Origin of the sequence: Sphingoaurantiacus capsulatus, assembly GCF_042648405.1 — a bacterium.
Taxonomy (GTDB): Bacteria; Pseudomonadota; Alphaproteobacteria; order Sphingomonadales; family Sphingomonadaceae; genus Sphingoaurantiacus; species Sphingoaurantiacus capsulatus.
In genome coordinates this window covers 17,895-42,972 of the sequence record NZ_JBHRXV010000014.1, presented here as the reverse complement: position 1 = coordinate 42,972, position 25,078 = coordinate 17,895, and the positions used below count along the sequence as shown (strand labels likewise).

At 66.6% G+C, this 25,078-nt stretch carries 25 protein-coding genes and 1 tRNA gene; 16 read left to right on the top strand and 10 right to left on the bottom strand.

The window, feature by feature from the left end; translation table 11 throughout:
• Positions 1 to 38: 38 nt before the first annotated feature.
• From ACFOMD_RS17430 to ACFOMD_RS17420, 3 genes are read right to left on the bottom strand one after another with little or no spacing between them, the layout of a single operon-like run.
• Positions 39 to 1,160, bottom strand: a complete 1,122-nt coding sequence (locus ACFOMD_RS17430) for a DmpA family aminopeptidase (RefSeq protein ID WP_380863794.1) — start codon at positions 1,158 to 1,160, stop codon at positions 39 to 41.
• A 52-nt stretch (positions 1,161 to 1,212) separates the two neighbouring features.
• Positions 1,213 to 3,876, bottom strand: coding sequence for a phosphoenolpyruvate carboxylase (gene ppc, locus ACFOMD_RS17425; RefSeq protein ID WP_380863792.1), 2,664 nt, complete (start codon positions 3,874 to 3,876; stop codon positions 1,213 to 1,215).
• Between the two features lie 9 nt (positions 3,877 to 3,885).
• Complete coding sequence (locus ACFOMD_RS17420; RefSeq protein ID WP_380863789.1) at positions 3,886 to 4,452, bottom strand: HNH endonuclease; 567 nt, start codon at positions 4,450 to 4,452, stop codon at positions 3,886 to 3,888.
• A gap of 314 nt (positions 4,453 to 4,766) precedes the next feature.
• On the opposite strand from ACFOMD_RS17420, the gene ACFOMD_RS17415 reads away from it, so the two are divergent.
• The 6 genes from ACFOMD_RS17415 to ACFOMD_RS17390 all read left to right on the top strand — a co-directional run bounded on the left by ACFOMD_RS17415 (position 4,767) and on the right by ACFOMD_RS17390 (position 8,983).
• Positions 4,767 to 5,498: a PEP-CTERM sorting domain-containing protein gene (locus tag ACFOMD_RS17415; RefSeq protein WP_380863786.1), complete on the top strand. Its 732-nt coding sequence runs from the start codon at positions 4,767 to 4,769 to the stop codon at positions 5,496 to 5,498.
• A gap of 44 nt (positions 5,499 to 5,542) precedes the next feature.
• Positions 5,543 to 6,430, top strand: a complete 888-nt coding sequence (gene gluQRS / locus ACFOMD_RS17410; protein WP_380863958.1) for a tRNA glutamyl-Q(34) synthetase GluQRS — start codon at positions 5,543 to 5,545, stop codon at positions 6,428 to 6,430.
• Complete coding sequence (locus ACFOMD_RS17405; protein ID WP_380863783.1) at positions 6,427 to 6,630, top strand: twin transmembrane helix small protein; 204 nt, start codon at positions 6,427 to 6,429, stop codon at positions 6,628 to 6,630. The genes gluQRS and ACFOMD_RS17405 overlap by 4 nt, the downstream gene beginning before the upstream one ends.
• Before the next feature lies 1 nt (position 6,631).
• Entirely contained in the window at positions 6,632 to 7,195 is a 564-nt protein-coding gene (locus tag ACFOMD_RS17400; RefSeq protein WP_380863780.1) for a cob(I)yrinic acid a,c-diamide adenosyltransferase, read from the top strand.
• 109 nt (positions 7,196 to 7,304) lie between these two features.
• The gene (locus ACFOMD_RS17395; RefSeq protein WP_380863778.1) at positions 7,305 to 8,054 is read left to right on the top strand and encodes an electron transfer flavoprotein subunit beta/FixA family protein; all 750 of its coding nucleotides are present in this window, start codon (positions 7,305 to 7,307) and stop codon (positions 8,052 to 8,054) included.
• Positions 8,051 to 8,983, top strand: coding sequence for an electron transfer flavoprotein subunit alpha/FixB family protein (locus ACFOMD_RS17390; RefSeq protein ID WP_380863776.1), 933 nt, complete (start codon positions 8,051 to 8,053; stop codon positions 8,981 to 8,983). Before ACFOMD_RS17395 ends, ACFOMD_RS17390 begins: the two co-directional genes overlap by 4 nt.
• Before the next feature lie 6 nt (positions 8,984 to 8,989).
• Here the strand turns inward: ACFOMD_RS17390 and ACFOMD_RS17385 are convergent, their stop codons facing one another.
• The gene (locus ACFOMD_RS17385; RefSeq protein ID WP_380863773.1) at positions 8,990 to 9,943 is read right to left on the bottom strand and encodes a polysaccharide deacetylase family protein; all 954 of its coding nucleotides are present in this window, start codon (positions 9,941 to 9,943) and stop codon (positions 8,990 to 8,992) included.
• Between the two features lie 42 nt (positions 9,944 to 9,985).
• Here ACFOMD_RS17385 and ACFOMD_RS17380 point away from each other — a divergent pair, with 42 nt between their 5' ends.
• Positions 9,986 to 10,915, top strand: coding sequence for a hypothetical protein (locus ACFOMD_RS17380; protein ID WP_380863770.1), 930 nt, complete (start codon positions 9,986 to 9,988; stop codon positions 10,913 to 10,915).
• Positions 10,916 to 10,970: 55 nt separating this feature from the next.
• Positions 10,971 to 11,834 carry a 3-hydroxybutyryl-CoA dehydrogenase gene (locus ACFOMD_RS17375; RefSeq protein ID WP_380863768.1) on the top strand — a complete coding sequence of 288 codons (864 nt, stop codon included), beginning with the start codon at positions 10,971 to 10,973 and terminating at the stop codon, positions 11,832 to 11,834.
• Here the strand turns inward: ACFOMD_RS17375 and ACFOMD_RS17370 are convergent.
• Entirely contained in the window at positions 11,831 to 12,103 is a 273-nt protein-coding gene (locus ACFOMD_RS17370; protein WP_380863765.1) for a hypothetical protein, read from the bottom strand. The two genes, ACFOMD_RS17375 and ACFOMD_RS17370, sit on opposite strands and share 4 nt — an antisense overlap.
• Before the next feature lie 58 nt (positions 12,104 to 12,161).
• On the opposite strand from ACFOMD_RS17370, the gene argB reads away from it, so the two are divergent.
• Entirely contained in the window at positions 12,162 to 13,058 is an 897-nt protein-coding gene (gene argB, locus ACFOMD_RS17365; RefSeq protein ID WP_380863763.1) for an acetylglutamate kinase, read from the top strand.
• A 161-nt stretch (positions 13,059 to 13,219) separates the two neighbouring features.
• Here argB and ACFOMD_RS17360 read toward each other — a convergent pair whose 3' ends face one another.
• On the bottom strand, positions 13,220 to 13,501 hold the full coding sequence (locus ACFOMD_RS17360) for a 4a-hydroxytetrahydrobiopterin dehydratase (protein WP_380863760.1): 282 nt from the start codon (positions 13,499 to 13,501) through the stop codon (positions 13,220 to 13,222).
• A 52-nt stretch (positions 13,502 to 13,553) separates the two neighbouring features.
• Between ACFOMD_RS17360 and ACFOMD_RS17355 the strand changes: the two genes are divergently transcribed.
• Positions 13,554 to 13,952, top strand: coding sequence for a metallopeptidase family protein (locus tag ACFOMD_RS17355; protein ID WP_380863758.1), 399 nt, complete (start codon positions 13,554 to 13,556; stop codon positions 13,950 to 13,952).
• On the opposite strand, the gene ACFOMD_RS17350 is transcribed toward ACFOMD_RS17355, so the two are convergent.
• Together ACFOMD_RS17350 and ACFOMD_RS17345 are read right to left on the bottom strand one after the other, a co-directional pair.
• Positions 13,949 to 18,673 (bottom strand): NAD-glutamate dehydrogenase, encoded by a 4,725-nt coding sequence (locus tag ACFOMD_RS17350; RefSeq protein WP_380863756.1) that lies wholly within the window; start codon positions 18,671 to 18,673, stop codon positions 13,949 to 13,951. The two genes, ACFOMD_RS17355 and ACFOMD_RS17350, sit on opposite strands and share 4 nt — an antisense overlap.
• Positions 18,674 to 18,800: 127 nt before the next feature.
• A complete protein-coding gene (locus ACFOMD_RS17345) occupies positions 18,801 to 19,397 on the bottom strand; it encodes a hypothetical protein (protein ID WP_380863754.1) in 597 nt (198 codons plus the stop codon).
• Between the two features lie 124 nt (positions 19,398 to 19,521).
• On the opposite strand from ACFOMD_RS17345, the gene ACFOMD_RS17340 reads away from it, so the two are divergent.
• From ACFOMD_RS17340 to ACFOMD_RS17315, 6 genes are all read left to right on the top strand, one after another.
• Positions 19,522 to 19,597: transfer RNA gene (locus tag ACFOMD_RS17340), tRNA-Thr, on the top strand.
• Positions 19,598 to 19,796: 199 nt separating this feature from the next.
• Entirely contained in the window at positions 19,797 to 20,168 is a 372-nt protein-coding gene (locus tag ACFOMD_RS17335) for a hypothetical protein (RefSeq protein ID WP_380863751.1), read from the top strand.
• Entirely contained in the window at positions 20,165 to 20,542 is a 378-nt protein-coding gene (locus tag ACFOMD_RS17330; RefSeq protein WP_380863748.1) for a helix-turn-helix domain-containing protein, read from the top strand. The genes ACFOMD_RS17335 and ACFOMD_RS17330 overlap by 4 nt, the downstream gene beginning before the upstream one ends.
• Before the next feature lie 3 nt (positions 20,543 to 20,545).
• The gene (locus ACFOMD_RS17325) at positions 20,546 to 21,556 is read left to right on the top strand and encodes an ImmA/IrrE family metallo-endopeptidase (protein ID WP_380863745.1); all 1,011 of its coding nucleotides are present in this window, start codon (positions 20,546 to 20,548) and stop codon (positions 21,554 to 21,556) included.
• A gap of 8 nt (positions 21,557 to 21,564) precedes the next feature.
• The gene (locus ACFOMD_RS17320) at positions 21,565 to 22,245 is read left to right on the top strand and encodes a C1 family peptidase (RefSeq protein WP_380863742.1); all 681 of its coding nucleotides are present in this window, start codon (positions 21,565 to 21,567) and stop codon (positions 22,243 to 22,245) included.
• The gene (locus tag ACFOMD_RS17315; protein ID WP_380863740.1) at positions 22,217 to 22,996 is read left to right on the top strand and encodes a hypothetical protein; all 780 of its coding nucleotides are present in this window, start codon (positions 22,217 to 22,219) and stop codon (positions 22,994 to 22,996) included. Before ACFOMD_RS17320 ends, ACFOMD_RS17315 begins: the two co-directional genes overlap by 29 nt.
• On the opposite strand, the gene ACFOMD_RS17310 is transcribed toward ACFOMD_RS17315, so the two are convergent.
• A complete protein-coding gene (locus ACFOMD_RS17310) occupies positions 22,966 to 23,667 on the bottom strand; it encodes a uracil-DNA glycosylase (RefSeq protein WP_380863737.1) in 702 nt (233 codons plus the stop codon). The two genes, ACFOMD_RS17315 and ACFOMD_RS17310, sit on opposite strands and share 31 nt — an antisense overlap.
• Positions 23,664 to 24,842, bottom strand: a complete 1,179-nt coding sequence (locus ACFOMD_RS17305) for a pyrophosphatase (protein WP_380863734.1) — start codon at positions 24,840 to 24,842, stop codon at positions 23,664 to 23,666. Before ACFOMD_RS17305 ends, ACFOMD_RS17310 begins: the two co-directional genes overlap by 4 nt.
• Between the last annotated feature and the right edge of the window lie 236 nt (positions 24,843 to 25,078).

Sequence of the window (25,078 nt, the reverse complement as noted above, 5' to 3'; positions counted from 1 at the left end):
GCCTCACCAAGGTGTAAACCCGCTGCGCCGTCGCAGTGTCAGCGCGGGCGGCCTCCGACCAGCGGCACCACCTTGTCGACCGGCAGCGCCTCGATGGTGCCGCGATGCCCCTCGGTGCGGGTGGCGGCGAACATCGAGTTGAGCACCGCTTCCTCCGCCGCCTCGGTCACCGCCTGGAAGAGCGGCGACATCAGGTCGTTGGGCAGTTCGGTCGCGGCGGCCGGCGCCGATCGCTTCGCCGGGGTGCGGCGCACGTCGGGGTGTGTCGAGAAAGCGACGGCATAGTCGCCCGACCCGTTGCTGATCGGCGAGCCGGTGCGGCCAATGCCGATGAACGAGCGGTCGGCGAGCCGGGCGAGGTTGCGGTCGGACAGCGGCGCGTCGGTGGCGATGACGAGGATCACCGAGCCGTCCGCCGAAGTGCGCGTCGTCTCGGAGAAGGATTCGCGGCCCAGCGCCTTGTCGACGGGCACGCCGGCAATGGTCAGCGATCCGCCATAGTTGCTCTGCACCAGCACGCCGACGGTGTAGCCGCCATATTGCGGGGTGAGCTTGCGCGAGGCGGTGCCGATGCCGCCCTTGAAGCCGAACGCCACCGTGCCGGTGCCGGCGCCGACCGCGCCTTCGGGTACCGCGCCGCCCTTGGCTGTGGCGATGGCGGCCTTGGCATGATCCTTGGCGACGCGGCGCGCGCGGATGTCGTTGAGGAACCCGTCGTTGGTCTCGCCGACCACCGCGTTGACCGATCGCACTTCCTCGTTGCCCGGCTGCGCCAGCGTCCACTCCACCGCGCCGGCCGCGGCCTCGGGCACCGACAGGGTGTTGGTCATCATCACCGGCGTCTCCAGCTCGCCGAGCTCGATGACCTGCGTGCTGCCCATGAACTTCCCGAACCCGTTCGCCACCGCGAACCCCGCCGGCACCTTGTCCTGAAACAAGTTTCCGCCGTGCGGCAGCACCGCGGTGATGCCGGTATTGAGCGCGCGGCCTCTCCTCAGCGTGACATGGCCGACGGTCACGCCCGCCACATCGGTGATCGCGTTCAGCGGACCCGGCTGGAATAGACCGACGACGATGCCCGTGTCGCGAGCGCGGGGAGCGGCGTGCGCGGTCGTCGCCGCGGCGAGGGCGAACAGCGCGAGGAGGGCGGGATGGTTCATGCGCGAAGGCTAGGCGGAGGGTCGCCGCGTCTCAACCTTAAAGCGAGCAGGGTCAGCCGCTGTTGCGAAGTCCCGCGGCGATGCCGTTGATGGTGAGGTGAATGCCATCGCGGACGCGGGCGTCGCTGTCGCCACCGCGGTGGCGGCGGATCAGCTCGATCTGCAGATGGTTGAGCGGCTCGATATAGGGCAGCCGCAGCTTGATCGAGCGGGCGAGCGCCGGCTGCTTTTCAAGGAGCGTCGACTGGCCGGTCAGCTCCAGCAGCTGGTCGCGCGTGGTCAGCCAGCCGTCGCGAATCTGCCCGAACACATGCGCGCGCAACTTCTCGTCAGGCACCAGCTCGGCGTAGCGCGCCGCGACTTCGATGTCCGACTTCGCCAGCACCATTTCGAGATTGGAGAGCGTCGCCTGCAGGAACGGCCAGCGCGCGACCATCTCGGCGAGCAGGCCACGGTCGGTGCAGCCCGCGAACGCCTGCCCCGCGCCATACCAGCCGGGCAGCATCACCCGCGCCTGCGCCCAGGAGAACACCCAGGGGATGGCGCGCAGATCCTCGATCCGGTCGGACTTGGTGCGCGACGCCGGGCGCGAGCCGATCTTCAAATCGGCGATCTCGGCGATCGGGGTTGCGGCGCGGAAGAAGTCCTTGAAGCCTGGCGTCTCGTAGACAAGGCCGCGATAGGCGGTGAACGCCGCGCCGCTGATGTCGGCGAAGGCGGCGCGAAAGCGCGCGAGGTCGGCGTCGGCGACCGGCGGCGGCCCCAGTGTCGCCAGCACCGTCGCTGCGGCCATCGTCTCGAGGCTGGCGGCGCCGACTGCCGGGTTGCCGAACTTCGAGGCGATGACCTCGCCCTGTTCGGTGATGCGGATGCGACCCTGCACGCTGCCCGGCGGCTGCGCGCGGATGGCGTCGAACGCCGAGCCGCCGCCGCGCCCGACCGCGCCGCCGCGGCCGTGGAACAGCTGCAGCCGCACGCCGGCCGTTGAGAACACCTCGACCAGCGCCAGCGCACCCTCGTGCAGCGACCAGTTGGACGTGAGGTAGCCGCCGTCCTTGTTGCTATCGGAATAGCCGATCATCACTTCCTGCAGCGCGCCCCGGGCGGCAACGAGCGGCCTGATCTCCGGCAGCGCCAGATAGGCTTCCATGACTTCCGGCGCGGCTTCGAGATCGCCGATCGTCTCGAAGAGCGGCACCGACATCACCGGCGATGGCTGCCCCGGCCGGTAGAGCCCGACCTCCTTCAGCAGCAGATAGACCTCCAGCATGTTGGAGACGCCGCTGGTCTTCGAGATGATGTAGGTGGTGATGCAGGCCGGGCCGAAGGCGGCATGCGCGTCGGCGGCCGCTTTCAGGATGGCGAGTTCGCCCTGCGTCTCCTCCGAATAGTCGGCGAAGGGATTGCCGAGCAACCGGCCATGGCCAAGCTCGCGGCGCAGCAGCGCGATGCGCGCGTCTTCGTCGAGCGCCGCATAGTCGGCCTCGACGGCGGCGACCTTCAGCAGCTCGGCGACAACGCGCAGATGCACGTCGGCGTTCTGGCGCAGGTCGAGCGTCGCGAGGTGGAAGCCGAAGGTGTCGACCGCGGCAATCAGGTCGTCAAGCCGGCGGTCAGCCATGCCGCCGTTCGCCGCCAGCGAGGCGCGCACCGTCTGAAGATCGGCGCGGAAGTCGTCGGCGACGGCGTAGGGCTGGGCGGCGACGGAGGCGGGGCGCGGCGGCAGGTCGCCGATCAGCTTCTCGTAGGTCGCGGCCAGCCGTGCATAGAGGCCGGTGATGGCGCGGCGATAGGGCTCGTCCGACCGCTGCGGTGAATCGTCGTGCGAGACGGCGGCCAGCCCTTCGAGCGCCGCCGAGACATGCGCGAGACCGGCGGAGATCGACAACTCGCCGCCCAGCTCGTGCAACTCGTCGAGATGATGGCCGATCGCCACCTTCGCCTGCTCGCGCATCGCATGGCGTAAAGTGTCGGCGGTGACGTTCGGGTTGCCGTCGCGGTCGCCGCCGATCCAGTTGCCGGGCTTGAGGAAGCGCGGCAGCCCGGCGACGCCGAGCGCGGATTCCCAGCGCGCATAGAGGCGCGGCAGCACGGGAAGGAAGGTGGTGCGGAAATAGGAGAGCGCCGTCTCGATCTCGTCGGGCACGCCGATCCGCACGCCGCGCAGCGCGCGCGTCTGCCACAGGATGGCGATGGCGCTGCGCAGCTCCGCCTCGATATCGGCGCGGTCGGCGGAATCCTCGGCCACGTCGAGCGCCGCTATCGCTTTCACGATCGCCGCCTCGCGGTCGATGATGCTCTTGCGCCTGACCTCGGTCGGGTGCGCGGTCAGCACCGGCGCGACCAGTGCCTCGCCGAGCAGCGCCGCCACCGCGCCGCGATCGACACCCTGCCCGGCCAGCTCGTCGATGGCGGCGGCGAGCGTGCGGCCGGAGGCGGCGGGGCGCAAATGCCGGTCCTCGGCGATGTTCGCCAGCAGTGAGAAGATCAGGAAGCCGCGCACGAAGCGCAGCGTATCGTCGAGGCTCAGCGCGGCGAGATGATGCTCGAGATGCGCTTCCTGCGCCTTGCCCTCGCGATGGACGGCGACCGAGGCCTTGCGGATCGCCTCGATACGTTCGTAGACCGGCTGACCGTCGAGGGCCCGGATCGCGTCGCCGAGCAAGCGTCCGAGATAGCGCACGTCTTCGCGCGCCGCGTCAGCCGAATCTGCCATTGAGAAACCTCAGGCTTCGAGTTCGGCATCCCAATAGAGGTAATCGCGCCAGGTTGCATGCAGATAGTGCGGCGGAAAGGCCCGGCCATGCTCCTGCAGCAGATGCGTCGACGGCTGTTCCGGCCGGGTGCGCAGCGCCATATGCGCCTCGGCCGGCGTGCGGCCGCCTTTTCTGAGGTTGCAGGGGGCGCAGGCGGTGGCGACATTCTCCCAGGTGGTGCGGCCGCCATAGGCGCGCGGCACGACATGATCGAAGGTCAGGTCGTCGCGAACGCCGCAATATTGGCAGCTGAAACGGTCGCGCAGGAACAGGTTGAAGCGGGTGAACGCAGGGTGGCTCGCCGGCCGCACATATTGGCGCAACGCAATGACCGAAGGCAGCCGCATCGCGAAGGACGGCGAGCGGATTTCCCGGTCATATTCGGCGACGATGTCGACGCGTTCGAGGAAGGCCGCCTTGACCGCGGTCTGCCACGACCAAAGCGAAAGTGGATAATAGGAAAGCGGCGTGTAATCGGCGTTCAGCACCAGCGCCGGGCATGCATCGGGCGGGGACAGAACATTCGGGTGATACATGCGCTTGCCGTCCCCTCGCTGATGGGACGGCCGGCAGAACCTCAGGCCCTGTCACACTCAAGGCGGCCCCGCGGCCGTCCAGATCCGATAATCGACGCGCTTTTTTACAACACATCGTGTTTCGCAGTCATGACACTACTTTATCTAGTTCTCGTCAAGCGATCCGCACGGTCAAAAAGGTAGTGTCGGAGAATCTGACAAAGTGTAGAATCACTTAGCGCCGATTCCTCGCCACCCATCTGATTCCCGGCGATAATGTTGAGTTGGCACATATGGTGCTTTAAGGGACGCCAGACCTTGTTGGGGAATTCGTTGTGAAGCTTGGGTTTCTGGTTCTGGCAGCGGGCGCGATGCTGAGCGCGGTGACGGCGAACGCCGCGCCGTTCACTTTTGCGCAGTTCGAGCAGAAGTCCACCGCCGACACGATCCGCGTCACCAACGGTACCGGCTCGACCGGCTCGTTTCAGACGATCGGTGCCCCGCTGGTCAACTTCTCCTTCCTGCTGCCCGGCCTTCAGGAGGCCGGTCTCGGCATGCAGGACGCGATCATGAACGTGTCGGGCAATATCACCACGCCCGCCAACATCATGAATATCCCGGGTCCGAAGCCGATCTTCCAGCTGATCGACAGCGGCACGATCTCCTTCACCCGCACCACGCCTGCGCCCAAGGGGCCGGGCAACGGTACCGGCACCAACCTGCTGACCATCAGCTTCACCAACGCGATGCTGACCGGCACGCAGAACGGCACCTCAGGATCGCTGCTCGCCTCGACGCCCGATTCGGTGATGACCTTCACCTCGGACTTCATGTCCTTCGATCACGCCATCGCGCTCGATTTCGCGATCGCGCTGACGTCGATCAGCGGTGGCGGCCTCAACCGGACCTCGACGCTGGACAGCCTGCGCGCGTTCACCGCGGATTCGACCGGCAGCTTCTCGTCGGATCCGGCGCCGATCTCGACGGTGCCCGAGCCGGCCGCGCTCGGCCTGATCGGCCTGGGCCTCGCCGCCGTCGGCCTGCGCCGTCGTCGCAAGGCCGCCTGAAGCCCTTTTCCTGACGCGTCGGCGGCGGCACAGTCGCCGCCGTGATCGTTACCCGCTTCGCACCGTCACCAACCGGGCGCCTGCACCTCGGCCATGCCTGGTCGGCGTGGCAGGCGTTTCGCTTTGCACGCGACTGCGGCGGACGCTTTCTGCTGCGCATTGAAGACATCGACCCCGGCCGGTGCCGCGACGAATTCGTTGACGGCATCGTCGAAGACCTGGTCTGGCTCGGCCTCGACTGGGACGGGCCGGTACGCCGCCAGTCCGAACATCTCGCCGACTATGCCGCCGCGCTCGACCGGTTGAAGGCGATGGGCCTCGCCTACCCCTGTTTCTGCACGCGCAAAGCGATCGAGGCGGAGATCGCCGCCAGCGGCAATGCCCCGCACGGGCCCGACGGGCCGATCTATCCGGGCACCTGCCGCCATCTGACGGCCGCTGAACGCGATGCGCGGATGGCGGCCGAGCCGCATGCGTGGCGGCTCGACATGGCGGCAGCGGTTGCCCGCGCCGGCCCGCTCACCTGGCACGACAATCGCGCCGGCACCATCGCCGCGACGCCGGAACTGTTCGGCGACGTGGTGCTGGCCCGCAAGGACGCGCCGACCAGCTATCATCTCGCGGTTGTCCACGACGACGCGCTGCAGGGCGTCACTGACATCGTCCGCGGCGAAGATCTGTTCGCCGCCACCCATGTCCACCGCTTGCTGCAGGCGCTGCTCGACCTGCCGACGCCACGCTATCATCACCACGCGCTGGTCCTTGACGCCGAGGGCAAGCGCCTCGCCAAGCGCGACCGCGGGGCGACGATCGCCGACCTCCGCGTCACCGGCGCCGACCCGCGCGGGATCATCGCGGGGCTGGAAGCACGGGTCGCAGACCCCATTTTGCAGATGACAGCGGGCGAGCCGCCCGACAGAGAGGGTGCATGAATACGTTCATCATCGTGCTGATCGTGCTCGCCGCGATCACGACCGCCGTCGTGCTGGTGCGCGGCATCATCAACATGGCGCAGGGCAAGGACATCGGCGGCAAGCAGTCGAACAAGCTGATGAGCTACCGCGTCGCCTTCCAGCTGCTCACCATTCTGCTCGTGCTGGCGCTGTTCCTGCTGGCGCGCGGCGGCGACTGACATGGTCAAGCTCAACAAGATCTACACGCGCACCGGCGACGACGGCACCACCGGCCTCGTCGACGGATCACGCCGCCCCAAGCATGATCTGCGCATCGAGGCTTACGGGGCGGTCGACGAAGCCAACGCCAGCCTCGGCCTCGTCCGCCTGCACAGCGGGCCCGAGGATGACCAGCTGCTCATGGTCATCCAGAACGATTTGTTCGACCTCGGCGCCGATCTCGCGACGCCGGGCGACGACTTCAGCACCGAGAAGGCGCTGCGCATCGTGCCGGCGCAGGTGGCGCGGCTGGAGGCGGAGATCGACGCGATGAACGCGACGCTCGAGCCGCTGAAGTCGTTCGTGCTGCCCGCCGGCACGCCGGCCGCCGCCGCGTTGCACCTGTCGCGCACCATCGTCCGCCGTGCCGAGCGGCTGGCCGTCGCCGCCGCCGAGCGCGAGCCGATCAACCCGCAGGCGATCGCCTATCTCAACCGCCTGTCCGACCATCTGTTCGTCATGGCGCGAGCGGTGAATGCGCGCGCCGGCGGCGACGTGCTGTGGGTGCCCGGGGCCAGCCGCTAGCGGCGAACCGCACCTCACCCCCTCATTTTGTGCAGCGCGGCGCGGTTGACTGCCCTTCCCCGCTGACGCAAACGAACCCGCGAATTCATTATCGGCCCGGAGGGAGCGCATGAAGGTTCTGGTGCCCGTCAAGCGGGTGGTCGACTATAACGTCAAGGTCCGGGTGAAGCCCGACCAGTCGGGCGTCGAGCTCGCCAACGTCAAGATGAGCATGAACCCGTTCGACGAGATCGCCGTCGAGGAAGCGGTGCGCCTGAAGGAAAAGGGCATCGCGACCGAGGTGGTGGTCGTATCGATCGGCGTCCAGCAGTCGCAGGAGACGATCCGCACCGCGCTCGCGATGGGCGCCGACCGCGGCATCCTCGTCACCACCGACGTTGCCGTCGAGCCGCTGGGCGTCGCCAAGCTGCTGGCCAAGATCGCCGCTGAGGAAGCGCCGCAGCTGGTCATCCTCGGCAAGCAGGCGATCGACGACGATTCGAACCAGACCGGCCAGATGCTCGCCGCGCTGCTCGGCTGGGCGCAGGGCACCTTCGCCTCGAAGGTCGAGCCGTCGGGCGACAAGGTCACCGTGACCCGCGAGGTCGATGGCGGTCTAGAGACGGTCAGCCTGAAGCTGCCGGCCGTCGTCACCACCGACCTTCGCCTCAACGAGCCGCGTTATGCGTCGCTCCCCAACATCATGAAGGCGAAGTCGAAGCCGATCGCCACCAAGACGCCCGATGATTATGGCATCGATGTCGCGCCGCGCCTCACCACGGTGAAGGTCGCCGAGCCGGCGAAGCGTTCGGCGGGCATCAAGGTGAAGACCGTCGACGAGCTGATCTCCAACCTCAAGAATGCCGGAGTCATCGCATGAGCGTTCTCGTCTTCGCTGATCATGACAACGCCAGCCTCGGCGACGCCACGCTCGCCGCGGTGACCGCCGCCGGCCAGCTCGGCGGCGATGTCCATGTCCTCATCGCCGGCAAGGGCGCGCAGGGCGCCGCCGACGCCGCCGCCAAGGTCGCGGGCGTGTCGAAGGTGCTGCTCGCCGACGATGTCGCCTACGAGCATGCGCTGGCGGAGAATGTCGCGCCGCTGATCGAGGGCCTGATGGCGAATTACGACGCCGTCGTGGCGCCCGCCACCAGCCGCGCCAAGAACATCCTGCCGCGCGTCGCCGCCAAGCTCGACGTCGCGCAGATTTCGGAAGCGGTCGGCATCGTCGACGCCTCGACCTTCGAGCGCCCGATCTACGCCGGCAACGCCATCGCGACGGTGAAGTCGTCCGACGCGAAGAAGGTGATCACCGTTCGCGGCACCGCCTTCGCCAAGGCCGCCACCAGCGGCGGTTCGGCGAGCATCGAAAACGTCTCGGGCACCGGCGACGCGGGCGTGTCGACCTTCGCGGGCGCCGAGCTCACCAAGAGCGAGCGCCCCGAGCTGACCTCGGCGAAGATCATCGTCTCGGGCGGCCGCGCGCTCGGGTCGGCCGATGCGTTCAAGACGGTCATCGAACCGCTCGCCGACAAGCTCGGCGCGGCGGTCGGCGCTTCGCGCGCCGCGGTCGACGCCGGCTACATGCCCAACGACTATCAGGTCGGCCAGACCGGCAAGATCGTCGCCCCGCAGCTGTACATCGCCGCCGGCATCTCGGGCGCGATCCAGCATCTCGCGGGCATGAAGGACTCGAAGGTCATCGTCGCGATCAACAAGGATGAGGAAGCCCCGATCTTCCAGGTCGCCGACTACGGCCTCGTCGGTGACCTGTTCACCCTCGTCCCGGAAATGACCTCGAAGCTCTAATCGGACTCAGCGGCGGCGCATCCGCGCCGCCGCTGCATCCACCACGTCGAGCGCGCCCGACAGATAGGCGTCGAACTCGGCATCGGTCACCGTCCGCCCGTCGAGGAAGCGCCGCAGCCGGAAAGGGTTCGCCCCCGGCGCATTGGTGCCCTGATCGGTCAGCGTCGCGGACAGCACCCCGGAAGCCGCCAGCACCGGCTCCGCCGCCGCCTCATATTCCCCGCTCGGGTAGCAGAAATGACGGAAATGGCCGGGCGGCAGCCCCGTCCATTCGGCCAGCCGCACGCGATTCTCCTCAAGCTCGCCCGCCAGCAGATCGGCTGCCGCGCGGTGTCGATGCGTGTGCAACTGCACGTCCATGCCGCGCCGAGCGCAGTCGCCGACCTCGGCGGGGGTCATCTCGTGGAACTGCCGCGTCTCCCACCAGTCGAGCGGCACGCCGAACTCGACCGACAGCGCCCGCATCGCATCGGCGCGCGCTTCGGGCGGCAGCGCGTCGATCGCGGCGATGCGATCCGGCACCCCGGCGGGATCGCGCCCGGTGCGCGCATGGAGATAGTCGATCGCCTTGTTGATCACCGGCAGGTCGCGCCCGACGTACCAGCTCGCCACATAGACGGTCGACGGCAGGCCCAATGCCTCGAGCGTCGGCAGCATGTGCGTGTGGGTCGAGGCCCAGCCGTCGTCGATGGTGATCACCACCGCATTGTCGGGCAGCGTGCCGGCGGCGAGTGCGGCGACCGCCATATCGAGCCCGAGCACCGGATAGCCCGATCGCCTCAGCCGCGTCATCCGCGCGTCGAACTGTTCGGGCGGCATGAACAGCCGGTTGCCGTACTGGAAGCCGGGCGTCGTCCACAGGCCGTGGTAGCAGAGGATGCGCAGCTTCGAGGCGCTGGCCTTTCGGGCGAGCGCGAACAGGCCCACCCCTCTCGCCGTCGACAATAGCGCCTGCTTCATACTCCGCTCCTTAACCGGCCCGGGCTCGACACGAAACCATCGATGGCTAAGACAGGAGCGATGGGCCAGGCCGCACCGACGATCGCACCCGCGCGCAAGCTGCTGACCGCCGCGCGCAAGGCGGCGACGGCCGCGGTGCCACCGGAGGGCGTGGCAGCGCTCGCGGCGCTCAAGAACGAGGTCGCGGCGCTGCGCCCGCCGAGCCACTATCAGTCCTTCGGACCCGCCATCGCCATCGCACAGGGCGTCCTGCTCGGCCTCGGTCCCGAGGCCTTCGCCGGCGCGCACGCGCTGGCGATGATCGACGCGATCGAGGCGTTCGCCGCACGCCAGCCCGCCGGCGGCTATCCGCCCTCGATCCTCGACCGCTTCGCGCTGTCCTATGATCGCATCCTCGCCAAGATCGCGGCGGCCGACTGGGACGGCTACGACCGGCCGGGTGATCTGTTGTGGAAAGATCTCGGCCTCGCCACCCAGCGGCTGATGCCGGGCGGCGCGCGGGTGATCGAGCCGGAGGCGCATCTGCCCCGCTCGCTGATCTGGCGCGGCGGCGCCGGGCAGGCGATCCGCGCCGCGCGGCTGCTGGCCGGCGGGACAGGGCCCTATCTCTGCCTTCATACCCACGCCTATGAGCTGGAGGAGTTCAACCCGGCGGGTTGGGAAGCCACCTTCCACCGGATCGCCGATCTGCTGCGGCAGCGACCGGCGCTGAAGGGCGTGTTCGTCGGTGGCTGGCTTTACGACCCCGGTCTGCCGGCGGTGACGCCGCGCCTCGGCTTTCACCGCGCACTGACCCTCCCTCGCGGCGCCGCCACCTATTTCTACCAGCGCGACGGCGCCGACAGTCTCGCCTTCGCCAAGTCGGAGACGCGACGGCAGGCCTTCGAGGAGGGCCGCTACACGCCCGAACAGCATATGCTGGTCTGGCCGCGAAAGCCGCTGCTCGCCTGGGACGCGGCGACGCGCACTTGAGCGATCGCCCGCCGCCGCCTAGTCAGGCGCGGCAACGACGGCAGGGGCGAAGGCGATGAAGACGATCGGCGTGATTGGCGCAGGGCTGATGGGCAACGGCATTGCGCATGTCGCGGCGCAGGCCGGCTATGATGTCATCCTGTCCGACGTGGCCATGGACCGCGCCGAAAAGGGCCGGGCCAACATCGAGAAGAACATGGCGCGGCAGGTGTCGAAGGGCACGCTTTCGGAAGCCGACATGAAGGCGGCGCTCGGACGCCTCACGCTCACCACGGACACCGGCCGCTTCGCCGACGCGGATTTCGTCATCGAAGCGGCGACCGAGAGCGAGGCGCTGAAGCTGAAGATCTTCGAGAGGCTGAAGCTGGCACCAGCGACGATCCTCGCCACCAACACCTCGTCGATTTCGATCACCCGCCTCGCTGCCGCCACCGACCGGCCCGACCGCTTCCTCGGCCTGCATTTCTTCAATCCGGTGCCGCTGATGGCGCTCGTCGAGATCATCCGCGGCCTCGCCACCGCCGACACGACCGTCGCGGCCGCGCGGGGCTTTGCCGCCAAGATCGGCAAGACCGTCGTCGAGGCGCAGGATTCGCCGTCGTTTATCGTCAACCGCGTGCTCTGCCCGATGCTCAACGAGGCGATCTTCGCGCTGGGCGAGGGCGTCGGCTCGGTCGAGGACATCGATAATGGCCTGAAGCTCGGCGCCAACCATCCGATGGGTCCGCTGACCCTCGCCGACTTCGTCGGGCTCGACACGCTGCTGGCGATCATGCGCGTGATGCACGAGGGTTTCGGCGACCCGAAGTATCGCCCGGCGCCGCTGCTGGTGAAATATGTCGAGGCCGGCTGGTACGGCCGCAAGTCGGGCCGCGGCTTCTACGATTATTCGGGCGAGACGCCGGTTCCGACGCGCTAGCGCAGCTCTTTGCGGATCATAGGCTTCAGCCCGCTCCACACCGCATCGACCGCGCAGACCTTCACGTCGACGAAGCCCATCGGCAGCGCCACCGTGCGGATCACGTCCTCGGTGATGTCGGTGTCGACCTTCGCCGCCTTCTTCAGCAACCGCGGCGTGGCATCGATCTCCGCGGCGACGCTGGCGGGCATGTCCAGCCGCCACGTCCGCTGCCCGTCCTTCGCGCCGAGCTTCTCGCCCAGCGGTGTTCCCGAACAGCCCGCGTTCATCGGCTTTCCCCAACCTGACTTTCCCGGGCCACATCACCCCGCTATAGGCGCGATCACGATGAACGATCACAGCCCCGCTCCCGCGATGCTCGCTAAGACCGAAACCTTGGTCGAGGCGCTGCCCTATCTGCAGAAATACGCCGGCCAGACCTTCGTGGTGAAATATGGCGGCCATGCGATGGGCGATCCCGAGCTGGCGAAGGACTTCGCCGAGGATGTGGTGCTGCTGAAGGCGGTCGGCATCAACCCGATCGTCGTCCACGGCGGCGGCCCACAGATCGGATCGATGCTGAAGCGGCTGAACATCCAGTCGGAGTTCGTCGACGGGCTGCGCGTCACCGATGCCGCCACCGCCGAGGTCGCCGAGATGGTGCTGGGCGCGATCAACAAGGAGATTGCCGCCTGGATCAACCGTGCCGGCGGCACCGCGGTCGGCATTTCGGGCAAGGACGCGCACCTCGTCACCGCGAGGAAGGTGACGCGCACCACTCGCGACCCCGGTTCGGCGATCGAGCGCGAGATCGACCTCGGCTTCGTTGGCGAGCCGGAGACGATCGACCGCCGCATCCTCGACGTGATGACCGGCCAGAACGTCATCCCGGTGATCGCGCCGATCGGCGTCGGCAGCGACGGCCAGACCTACAATATCAATGCCGACACCATGGCGGGCGGCATCGCCGCCGCCGTAGGCGCGGCGCGCCTGTTTCTGCTGACTGATGTCGCGGGCGTGCTCGACAAGCAGAAGAATCTGCTCACCGACCTGCGCCCGTCCGATATCGCCGGCCTGACCGAGGACGGCACCATCTCGGGCGGCATGATCCCCAAGCTCGAAACCTGCGTCACCGCGGTGACCGCCGGGGTCGACGCCGCGGTCATCCTCGACGGCCGCGTCCCGCACGCGCTGCTGCTCGAAATCTTCACCCGCCAGGGCGCGGGTACGCTGGTAAGGGCCTAGCCCTACTTGTCCCTCTCCCGCCTGCGGGAGAGGTTAGGTGAGGGTGTGCGAGCGACAGCGAGCTTACCGGCGACGGGTGCGAGGCGACGAGGGCGGTACACCCTCACCCTCCCACCGCTTCGCGGCGGGCCCCTCCCTCTCCCGCAAGCGGGCGAGGGGGTTCAGCTATCGATCGCCTTCGCCAAATCGATGTCGCGCATCGACAGCCCATTGGCGTCATGCGTCGTCAGCAGGATGTCGACGCGGTTGTAGACGTTGAACCATTCGGGATGATGGTCCGCTTTCTCGGCGAGCAGCGCCACGCGCGCCATGAAGCCGAAGGCCTGCGTGAAATCGGCGAAGCGATAGCTTTTGCGGATGCCGTCGCGCTCGGCGTCCGCCTCCCAGCCGTCGAGCGTCGGCAGCAGGCGGTCGCGTTCGGCGGCGGTGAGCTTCTCGACCATGGGCCATCTCCTGAGCTTGGCAGCGATTGATCCGCTGCCTATGTCGCGGACCATGGCATCCGGTCAAACCTTCCCGCCGTCGATCGAGGCGATCGAGGCACTCGCGCAGGCCGCCGTCGAGCGCCTGCCCGACACCTTCCGCCAGTTCCTTGGCAACGTCCGCCTCGTCGTCGAGGACTTCCCCGACGAGGAGGTGATCCGCGACATGGGCCTCGAAAGCCCGTTCGACATCCTCGGCCTCTACCAGGGGCATTCGGTGGCGGTGTCGGTCGACGTGTCGGGCGCGCTGCCCGACACGGTGTTCCTCTACCGCCGCCCGATCCTCGACGAATGGGCCGACGGCGGCGACAGCCTCGAAGCGCTGGTGACGCACGTCCTCGTCCACGAGGTCGGCCACCATTTCGGCCTGTCGGACGACGACATGGACCGCATCGAGGCCGCCGCCGACTAGCTGAGGACGGCGCGCGCCTGGCTGCCGAGGTGCGCGAGCATCGGCACCGTCACGCCGGCGCCGCTGCGCGCGCGCGCTACCGTTGAGGCGATGCGATCAGCCCGGTCGCGGTTGGTCTCCAGCCAGCTCTCGGTCGCCTTGACCGGGTCGCCCGAAGCAGCGACGCGGCGGACGAGGTCGAGGCGGAGCTGCTCGAAGTCGCGCACCAGGCCCGCCACCAGCAGCCGCTCCCACGGGTCCGACGGGGTAAGCTGCGCCGCGACGCCCTTCGCCCAGTCGAGGCCCAGCCGTTCGCCGAGCAGCGTATAGGCGCGCACCACATCATTCTCGCCCGCGCCGATGTCGGCGGCGAGCTGCGCGACGCCGACCGCACCGTCGAGGCCCTGCACATGCAGCAGCTGCGCGGCGATGTCGTCGGGCGCGCCCGCGCGCTGCAGTTCCTGCGCGAGACGGTCGAGCTGCGCCTTCGGCTCCGGCCGCAGCAGCCCATCGAGCTGACCGGCAATGCGCGCGATGCCCGGCCGCAGCCGCTCGATGATCGCCGACGGCGTCGACTTGGTGTCGGTCGAGCGTAACAGGTCGGCCATCTGGACGCGCAGGCCGTCAGTCGCACGCAGATGAAGCTCCATCTGCGTCGCCGCCGGCAGGTCGGTGGCATCGATCGCGCGCCACAGCTTGCGCAACTCGAAGAGTTCGCGCGCGGCGACGAAGGCGGTGGCGACGTCGGCGAGGCTCGCCCCCATCTCCTCGGCGAGCTCAAACGGCAGGGTGATGCCGCCGCGGTTGATGATCTGGTTGGCGAGCTTGGTGGCGATCAGTTCGCGGCGAAGCCGGTGGTTGTCGATCGCGTCGCGGAAGCGCTCGACGAGGACCGGCGGGAAGGCGGCGTGAAGGTCGCCTTCCATCACCGGATCGTCGACGACGATCGAGGCGACCAGCGCCTCCTTCAGCGCCATCTTGGCATAGGCCAGCAGCACCGCGAGCTCGGGACGCTCCAGGCCCTGACCCGCCTGCGCGCGCTGCGCCAGCAAATCATCGGCGGGAAGCCCCTCGACCGCGCGATTGAGCCGGCCCGACGCCTCCAGCGCCTGGATGACGCGGATGTAGGCCGGCAGCGCAGAAGCGCCGCCGCGCTCGGCGACCGAGATCGCCTGCGTCTGCATGATGTTGTCGCGCAGCACGAGCGCGGCCACATCGTCGGTCATCGCCTCGAGCAACTGATTGCGCGGCTCCAGCCCGAAGCGGCCGGCGGCCACTTCCGGATTGAGCGCGATCTTGATGTTGACCTCGTTGTCCGAACAGTCGACGCCCGCCGAATTGTCGATGAAGTCGGTGTTGATCCGCCCACCGCGCCGCGCGAACGCGATACGCGCCGCCTGCGTGAGGCCGAGGTTGGCGCCCTCGCCGATCACCTTCACCCGCATTGCCTCGGCATCGACGCGCTGCGCATCGTTGGCGCGGTCGCCGACGTCGGCGTGGCTCTCGGCCGACGCCTTCACATAGGTGCCGATGCCGCCGAACCAGCAGAGGTCGGCCTGGCTCTTCAGGATCGCCTGCATCAGTTCGGCCGGCGCCAGCTCGTCGGCCTCCAGCCCCAACATCGCCCTCACTTCTGGCGTGAGCGGGATCGACTTCTGGTCGCGCGGAATCACGCCACCGCCCTTCGAGATCAGCGCCGGATTATATTCCGCCCACGACGAGCGCGGCAGCGCGAACATGCGCTCGCGCTCGACATAGCTGGTCTCCGGATCGGGATCGGGGTCGAGGAAGATGTGACGGTGGTCAAACGCCGCCACCAGCTTTATCGACCGCGACAGCAGCAGGCCGTTGCCGAACACGTCGCCCGACATGTCGCCCACGCCGATGGCGCGCACCACGTCCTTCTGGACGTCGATGCCCATCTCGCGGAAGTGGCGCTGGACCGAGATCCACGCGCCCTTGGCGGTGATGCCCATCGCCTTGTGATCGTAACCGACACGGCCGCCGGAGGCGAAGGCGTCGCCGAGCCAGAAGCCCTGATCCTCCGAGATGGCGTTCGCCACGTCGGAGAAGGTCGCGGTGCCCTTGTCGGCGGCGACGACCAGATAGGGATCGTCGGCGTCGTGGCGCACCACGAACTCGGGCGGCACCACCGTCGCCCCGTCGAGATTATCGGTAATCGACAGCAGCGCGCGGATGAACACGCGGTAGCTCTCGGTCCCTTCCGCCAGCCAGGCGTCGCGGTCGGATGGGCTCGGCAGCTGCTTCGGGTAAAAGCCGCCCTTCGCGCCGGTCGGCACGATGACGGCGTTCTTCACCATCTGCGCCTTCACCAGCCCCAGCACCTCGGTGCGGAAATCGTCGCGCCGGTCGGACCAGCGCAGGCCGCCGCGGGCGATCGGCCCGCCGCGCAGGTGGATGCCCTCGATGCGCGGGCTGTACACCCAGATTTCGCGATAGGGGACGGGCGGCGGCAGGTTCGGCACCTTCGCCGATTCAAGCTTGAAGGCCAGCGCCTCCGGCCCGCCGGGGAAGAAGGCGTTGGTGCGCAGCGTCGCCTCGATGGTGCGGCGATAGAGGCGCAGGATGCGGTCGTCGTCGATCGCCTTCACATTGGCCAAGGCGGCCTGCAGGCGGACGTTGACCTTGCGCTCGGCGGCGGCGCGGTCGCCCGTCGTTGCCGGATCGAAGCGCGCCTCGAACATCGCGACGAGGTCGCGCGCGATGTCCGGATAGCGGCGTAGCGCATCGACGACGGTGGCGAGACCGTAAGCGACGCCGGTCTGGCGGAGGTAGCGGAAATAGGCGCGCAGCCAGCCCACCGCGCGGGCATCGAGCCCGACGCCGAGCACCAGCGCGTTGAACACGTCGTTTTCCTGCTCGGCGACCAGCACGGCGCGCAGCGCCGGCTCGACGCGCAGGCGCGCATCCTCGAGGTCGATCGGGCTGTGGTCGGGCGTCTCGACGAGGAAATCGTGAATCCACCCCAAGCGGCCGCCGGCGAGATCGAAAGCGAACTCGTCGATGACGCGCAGGCCGAAATTCTCCAGCACCGGCACCGCGTCCGACAGCGGGATGATCTGGCCGAGGCGGTAGATCTTCACGCGCACCTGATGCGCGCCGTCGTCGCTACGGCGGTAGAAATAGACCTCGCGGCCGGCCTCGTTCTCGAGCGTGGTCAGGCGCAGCACGTCAGTCGCCGCATCGTCGGCGCCGAACTGCGCCTGATAGACAGCGGTGAAGGCGGTGCCGTGGCTGAGCGCGAGGCGCGCGGCGCGGGTGGCGCCGGCCTGCCCGGCGAGCGCCGCTTCGAGGCTGTCGCCCCAGCCGCGCACCAGCGACGTCAACCGCGCGTCGAGCACCGCCTCGTCGATCGCCGGCACGCTGCCGGGCGTCGTCGCGAGGATATAGTGGACGCGGGCGAGGCCTTCGGCGCGCAGTTCGACGTCATAGCGGCTGAGCTTGCCGTTGAAGGCTTTGGCCAGCATGTCGCCGACCGCTTCGCGAACGCCGCTGGTGTAGGCATCGCGCGGCACGAACACGAGCGCCGAGACGAAGCGCTGGAACGGGTCCTGCCGCACGAACAGCTTCGGCCGCGGCCGGTCGAGCAGCGACAGCAGCCCCTGCGCGATATCGGCGAGCCGCTCGGCATCGAGCTGGAACAGCTCGTCCTTGGGCAGCGATTCGAGGACATGGGTCAGCGCCTTGCCGGCATGGCTGCGCGCATCGAAGCGCAGGCGGGCGTTCACCGCCTCCACCTTGCGGCGGATCATCGGCACGGTGTGCGGCGGCGCGTTCAGGGCCTGGCTGGTGAACAGACCGACGAAGCGCTTCTCGCCGACGACCTTGCCGGCCGCATCGAACTGCTTGACGCCGACATAGTCGAAATAGGCGCGGCGGTGGACGGTCGACAGGATCGACGCCTTGGTAATCAGCACCGGCTCGTCGCCGGCAAAGAAGCGGCGCATGCCGTCGGGGATGCTCTCGAACCCCTGCGCGCCCTTCCAGATCGCGACGTCGCCACGCAGCAGGCCGAGGCCGCGCTCGCTGACCGGGTCGAAGCTGGCGTCGGTCGCCGCCTGGTCGAAGCGATACTCGTGAAAGCCGAGCAGGGTGAAATTGTCCTGGCTCAGCCATTCGAGGAAGGCGGCGGCCTCGCCATCGCCCGCCGCAGTGGCGGCCAGCGCGGTGGCGGCGCGGCGCAGCTCGCCCAGCATCTCGGGCCAGTCGTCGACGGCAGCGCGCACGTCGGCGAGAACGCTTTGCAGCGTCTCGATCAGCTCGGCGCGACCGCGGGCGCCGATGCGCTCCAGCTCCATGTAGATCAGCGATTCACGCGGCCCTTCGCTGCCCGCCGCAATACCGGTCAGCTTTCCGCCGGTATCGCGCTGCGCCTCGATGATCGGGTGCAGCAGCCGGTCGATCGCCAGATTCTCGGCGCCGATCGCCGCCGACACCGAATCGACGAGGAAGGGCATGTCGTCGTTGACGATGGCGAGCGCCATGCGGCGCCGGCCGGGCTGGCCTTCCAGCGACTCCAGCCGGACGACGGGCTCGCCGGCGGGCCGTTCGGCGGCGGCGGCGGCCACGAAGTCGACGACGCGCGCGGCTTCTTCGGGACTGAGGCCGGCGACCTCGTCGGGCAAGGCGCCGCCGAACAGCGCGTCGGCAAGGCGGTGGCGGATGGGATCGGCGGAAAACTGGCTGACGAGCGGCTCAATGGCCGCCGGGTGCGCGGACATGCGCGTCTACTCCCCAAATATTTGCCCGATTACCGGGCGTCATGGCCCGCTTATGCGATTTTGGCAGACTCGCGGCAAGGCCGGCAGCCCCGCAGCAGCCATGCGGCCGCTGCATGACAAGCCGGGCTCAGGCGAAGGGATCGACCGCCGGCGTACCCGCGCGGCGTACCTCCACCGCATCGCCCAGCTCGGCGGCGAGGCGGCGAGCCAGTTCGGGCGACAGCACTTCTTTCCAGCTGACGACGCCGTGGATGAGGTCGATGGTCTCGCCGTCGCTCGCCAAGGGCATCAGCACGCCGCGGCACAGCAGCTCGCTGCCCGGCGACGCCGCGAACTCGTCGGCGAACCCCACCGGCGCGCGGGCGGCGATCACCTCCGGTACCCGGGCGACGAGCCGGGCGACCAGCGAGCCGGGCGGCACGTCGGCGAGCGCCGCATCGGCGGCCAACCGGTCCTGCGCCCGAAGCCGCGGCCCGACGAATCGCAGGGTCGGCGCGCCATCGCGGATCGAAATGGCCAGCAGCACGCTGTTCGGCGCGAAGCCACCCAAGGTCGCCAGATCGAGATCGGCCGGTCGCGGCAGGCTGCGCCCACGCTGTAACGTTGCCCAATGGTTGAAGGCGCGCGCATGCAGCCGGCGCTCGTCGGCGTCGCTCAGCCGCGGCGGCGCGTCATAGGCGGGTTCGGTCCCCTCGAACGTCTCGTCGTCCATCGCCAGAATCATGACCCACGCCCTTCGCCGCGCCAAGCGACCAATGTCGTCGATCAGGGTTGCCGAGAGGTTAAAACGCCCGCGGCGCGCGCGTTGCTTGTGTTACCCCCCGCACACTGTTATGAGCCGCGCCCGTGCCGCTTTAGCTCAGCCGGTAGAGCACATCATTCGTAATGATGGGGTCGCGTGTTCGAGTCACGCAAGCGGCACCACCCCTTCCAATAGGCAAACTCGAAACGTCTTAGGCAGAGTGCCTTTGGCGTGGGTTTCGCGTGGGTACTGGGTAAGGAGCCTGCAGCTCCAGCGAGCGAGTGACCAGCCGCTCAGGCAGGACTTACCACAGTCATCCAGAAGCTGAGACAGCGTGATAGTTCGGCGCGCACTTGCGTGTCGGATAATCAGACATTATATATGTCGGATGTAGTCAAATCCCGCGAGGCGTTAATGGCGACTATTGCTCCCCCGCTTCCGGCCACAGCCGGCTTTCCCAAAGCTGATGTGGTTGAAGCGCTGCTCGACGAACTGCTGGAAGTCGCGCGCGTCGAAGCCCAATTGCGCGGCATCGCTCTTCCGAAGGACAAGGCGAGCGTCTTGAACGCGCCAGTGCCTCTCGACTCGCTGTCGATCGTTGATACGCTTTGCGCTGTCGAGCCGATCGTTGGCGTTGAATTGCGCGATAACATCGTTCGCACAGGGGGTTACGATTCGATCCAGCAAGCCCTCGATCATCTCATCCCGAGGATTGAAAAGGTTTGGTTGAAGAAGAAAGGAGCCAAGCCATGAGTCAATCGGCGATGCACCAAAGCGTCGATGACGAGGCGGAGCGCCGGCAACTGGGAGACCGCCTGCGGGAGGCTCGCAAGTATCTTGGGCTCAAGCAGGACGAGGTTGCAGCCTATCTTAAAATTCCGCGCACAGGCCTCACCGACATTGAGAACGGCCAGCGTCGCGTTGAAGCGATTGAGCTCACACGGCTCGCCAAACTCTATCGGCAGTCGGTTGGTTATTTTACGGGCGAAGACGAAGTATCGGCTGGCCTGCCGGCCGACGTGGCGCATCTTGCCCGGCGCGTAGCTGATCTTTCGACAGAGGATCGCGCAGAACTCAGCCGTTTCGCCGACTATCTACGTACCCGATCGATCGGGACACACGGCTAAACTATGGCCGTGGACTATGAGAGCGCTGTTCGTGCAGGGGCGATGGCAGCTGGCCGCCTTCATCGTCAACTCGGTACGCAGGCGCTGATTGAGCAACATGGCGGCAATATTGATGTATTCGCCGCCATCAATGCGCTCGATCTCCCTTTGTTGCTGCGTCCACTAAAAGGGTTGCTCGGAGCTTACCTTAGCTCGCCGGTTCCCGGTGTTTTGGTCACCACGGAGCGGCCAATGAGCATCCAGCGCTTCACGGCTGCTCACGAGCTCGGGCACTTCGCTATGCGCCACGAACCGAGCCTTGATGACGAAAGCATTCTTCGCCGGATGCCGATGAGCCCCGAGCCTGGCTCGAAATTTGAGGAAACTGAGGCCGACGCGTTCGCGATCGCTTTCATGATGCCGAAATGGCTCATTGCTTTGCATTGCGCCCGGCAAGGTTGGACCGTCACGGAGCTGCGGCGTCCCAATGTCGCTTATCAGCTCTCGCTGCGCATCGGCGCGAGCTATGAAGCGACATGCCGTACGTTAGCTCGTTACAAGCTCATCTCAGACGCGAGCATGCGGGAACTGCTCGACACGAAACCACGCGCCCTCAAGATCAATCTGCTTAAGGACTATGAGCCCGAAAATTATCGGGGCGATGTCTGGCTGCTGACCCAGCAGGATGAGGGGACACGGATCGACGGCAGCTCCAACGACCTCTTTGTCCTGCGCCTCAAGGAGCACAGCGGCGGAGGCTATCTCTGGGACCTCGATAAGTTGATCGCGAGCGGCTTTGCGATCGTTCGCGACGAACGGGAAGCCGTCGATACCGAGGCAATTGGCGGGCCGGTCGTGCGGCGCGTCACGGCAGCACCTGAAGTGGCGCAACGGGGACGCGTCTCGTTGGCTGAGCGTCGGCCTTGGCAGCCTGCCACAGCAAATGCCAGCCTCACCATCGACTATGACCTCACCGGACCCGAGCAGGAAGGTCTTTCCCGCGCCGAGCGACGTCTCCTGCTCGAGGCCGCGTAAGCCTAGTTATGATCGAGATCGACACCGACCTACGGCCGATGCTTGGCCCCGTGCGCGATCAAGGAGCGCGGCCCACGTGCCTCGCTTTTGCGGCAAGCGACGCACATGCGGCTTTGCGCGACGGCTGGTCGCCACTTTCGTGCGAATATGCTTACTTCCATGCGCAGAGGCGGTGTCGACGAACGCACGACCAAGGTGCGACGCTGTCGGGTATGCTTGAGACGCTGAAACTTGACGGTCAGCCTGAAGAAGCTGGCTGGCCATATCTCAACGCTGTGCCCAGTGATCTTGCACTTTGGGTCCCGCCGTTAAGCATTGGGCCGTGCTTCGGGCGTGTTGGTGGCATGGGCGCGGTTGATCTCGCGCCGATCATTACTTCAATAGCCGCACGAAATCCGGTCATCCTGCTCGCCTATCTCTCGCAAGCTTTCTTTCGTCCTGCGGCGGACGGCATCGTCGAGCCGGGGGTCGGAGAGATACCCGACCTTAGCCTACGTCATGCTGTCGTCGCCGTTGGCCACGGACGCGTCGATGGCCAACAAGCAATCCTTGTTCGCAACAGCTGGGGCGCTGGTTGGGGGCTCGAAGGACATGCCTGGCTTACCAAAGGCTTCCTGGAGCCTCGCCTTTTCGCGACCGCGATTTTGAGGGAGAACGTCGATGTATCTACCCGTTCCACCGCAGCCTGATTGTGTGTCGGCATGGCGCGAGGCGGTGGCCCTAGTCGATGCGCGGCCTGGGCATCATGATTTCAACGTCGTGATCGATATCGCTGATCCTCTTGCGCGTGCATCGCTTGCGGACCCGGTCGTTGCGACCGTCGATGCCTTCCACGACAAGCACGGCGCCAAGCGCATTGAGACTGTCGCCAACACCATCTTTCCGGCAGGGTTGTACCGGCGACATGGATCGCCACTATTTTTCGACCGATTCCGCGACAATGTCCTGCCCAAGGTCCGTGCCAAGGGCGATAGGTGGTCTGGATATTATTTCGAGCGGATGATGCAGCTCCCCCAGCTCAAGGGCGATCCGATCAACCAGCTCACCGATATTATCAGGCGTCTTAAAGACCCCGCCGTTGGCGCGCTCAACAAGTTCGAACTCAGCGTGTTCGATCCAGCTCGAGACGTCGACGACTCGCCGTATGGTGGTCAGTGCCTAAGCTTCGCCAGCTTCAAGCCAATCGGCAGTGGGGGCGAGCGAAAGCTCGCTCTGACCGCTATGTATCGAAACCACTATTACATCGAGAAGCTGCTCGGCAATCTGATCGGGCTCGGGCGGCTCCTGCAGTTCGTGGCCGAAGAATCTGGCCTAACCGTCGGATCGCTTACGATACTCTCGACCCACGCCAAGGTAGATACTGATAAGTGGAATCGGGCGGACATAATGCCAATGCTTGCCGCATGCGATCAAGCCATCGCGCAAATGCCAACGTCGTGACGCGGTTCAAGCGGTAGCTTTGGCGCCGCCTCGCAATCGTCGGTAATGCCATAAAGATCGTACATGCCGCCGATGAACTCTCGCTGGCCGCCATAGCTTGGGTGGCGGATCGCCGTAATCGGGATATCGAGTCCATCAAGCGCGAGATGAGCGTCTCGCCCTATAGCGACAATGCGCTTAGGCTGCACCATTGCAACCAGCGCCTGAAGCAGCGGCCAAGTGGCCTCGCGTTCGGCTCGGGTGTGGCAGCGATTTGACATCGGATCGCCCGCTTCGTGCGGATGAAACGGAAACACGTTCCAGAGCATCACGGGTTGCCCAATTCGAGAGAGCACTTGCCAGATGACCGCAGCGGTGCGCTCGGCGATCGCTGGCCCCTGCGTCGCGCGCTCCAGCGCTATCCCACCCATCAGTGCCGCAGCATGAACGAGATGCACCTCATCGGTCAGCGGGACGCCTGTACGCCGACCGCCACGATAGCCGAGGTCCCGTGCGATCCATATTGTCTCGACCCGTGCATCAAGCGCAGCCGCCAGAATTTCTTCGAGATTGGCTCGCCGCCGTGCAGCCGCATCGCGCCGATCATGGATGGCGCAGTGATCGCGCCACGGGTTGAATACAGAAGGAAGGTCTGCGGCCGCCAACGCCGACACGAAACTCTTGGGGGTCATTGAGGCAGCTCCCTGATACGCAGGCGCCGGCGCGCGAAATCGATCCCAATTTGCGCCCGACGGTTTTTCTGAAGGAAACGAAATGCTGTGTAGCCTTGGAGAATTGCCTCTTCCCAAAGCCACAGCGGGCAGCGATCGGCCTCGTAGCCGGCGACGAATTGTCGAACATGCTTCAGCATGTCCAGCGGAAGTCCACCGGGCTTGATGGCTTCGAAAAAGTCGAGCTGCTTAGCTTGGCCGAAAAGCCAGGACGTGACGCCTTCCTCGATTAATATCGCGCGCGCGCCATCCTCGGCGTCGTCGAGCTTGGGATCACTTTTCCGCTTTAAGCGAAGTAGCGCCCGGATGACCGGAGACCAGCCCAACACGGCCACATATGCATAGTGGAAGACATCGTGGAACCGATAGTCGTCCGGCTCCACCGCGTTATCGGTGAGGCGGTCGCCGACATAAACGCCGCGGGAGCGCTGGAACACATAGACTTGGCCGCGAACCGTCCGCTCGTACACATCGATTTGCATTGCCCGCGGTAGCTGTTCTTCGGCGTCCTTATCCGCGTCGAACGCCTCAGGGTAACTCCGCTCGCGCGGCCAGCGATCGAAGATCTTTTGCAGATTCTTGATAGCGGCACCCTCCATTGCGATGCCGGAATCAGTAGATGCCTGGATCAGCCGCCGCATGATGCTTACTAGTCGAGGAGCCACGCGTGCGCGCTCGCCGACGCCGTTGCTGCTCGCCACTTCACTGGCGAGGAGGCCGACCTCACCCGCGAGGCCGAGAAGGCTGTGTTCGAATTCCGGCGTCGGCTCCTTGGCAAGCGGCATGTGCACAGGCTGGAGACTGTGAAGAGTCAGTGCGCTGTTGTTGCCGGCTTGATAAATGCCACCCGCTTCAATGGCTGCGGCAGCTAGATCGCTGAGCGAAATCCGAAGCCGTCGCGCGATGGCGGCAAGATACCAGAGCACGTCACCAATCTCTTCGGCGACGGCGTCCGCATAACCGAGATAGGAGGCTGCGTCACGCTGCCTCTTTTTTGCTTCGGCAAGCAGACTGCCCGTCTCACCGAACAGGCCCAGCATCGTGAACCCAACAGTACGCGTACCTTTTCGCTGGTCGGTGCGCGCCGCTTCACGAGCATATTCGTCGACAGTCAGCGCCACGAAGTCGTCGGTCATCAGCTGCGCTTCCGGCGATCAATGATGGTGCCGTCTGGCACAACCACGCCGTACGCAGAAAGCGCTCTTAGCACGACCATGCGGATTGGTTCCCGCGTGTCGAGCGAACGCTGCCCAAGATCACGCTTTGTAGCGATCGGAACCTGTATCTGAAGATTTTCATCGCCAGCCTCGTCGCCTCCTGCCTCGCTTTTCATTAAACTAACAAATCATATTTTCATGAAAATATGAAGCTG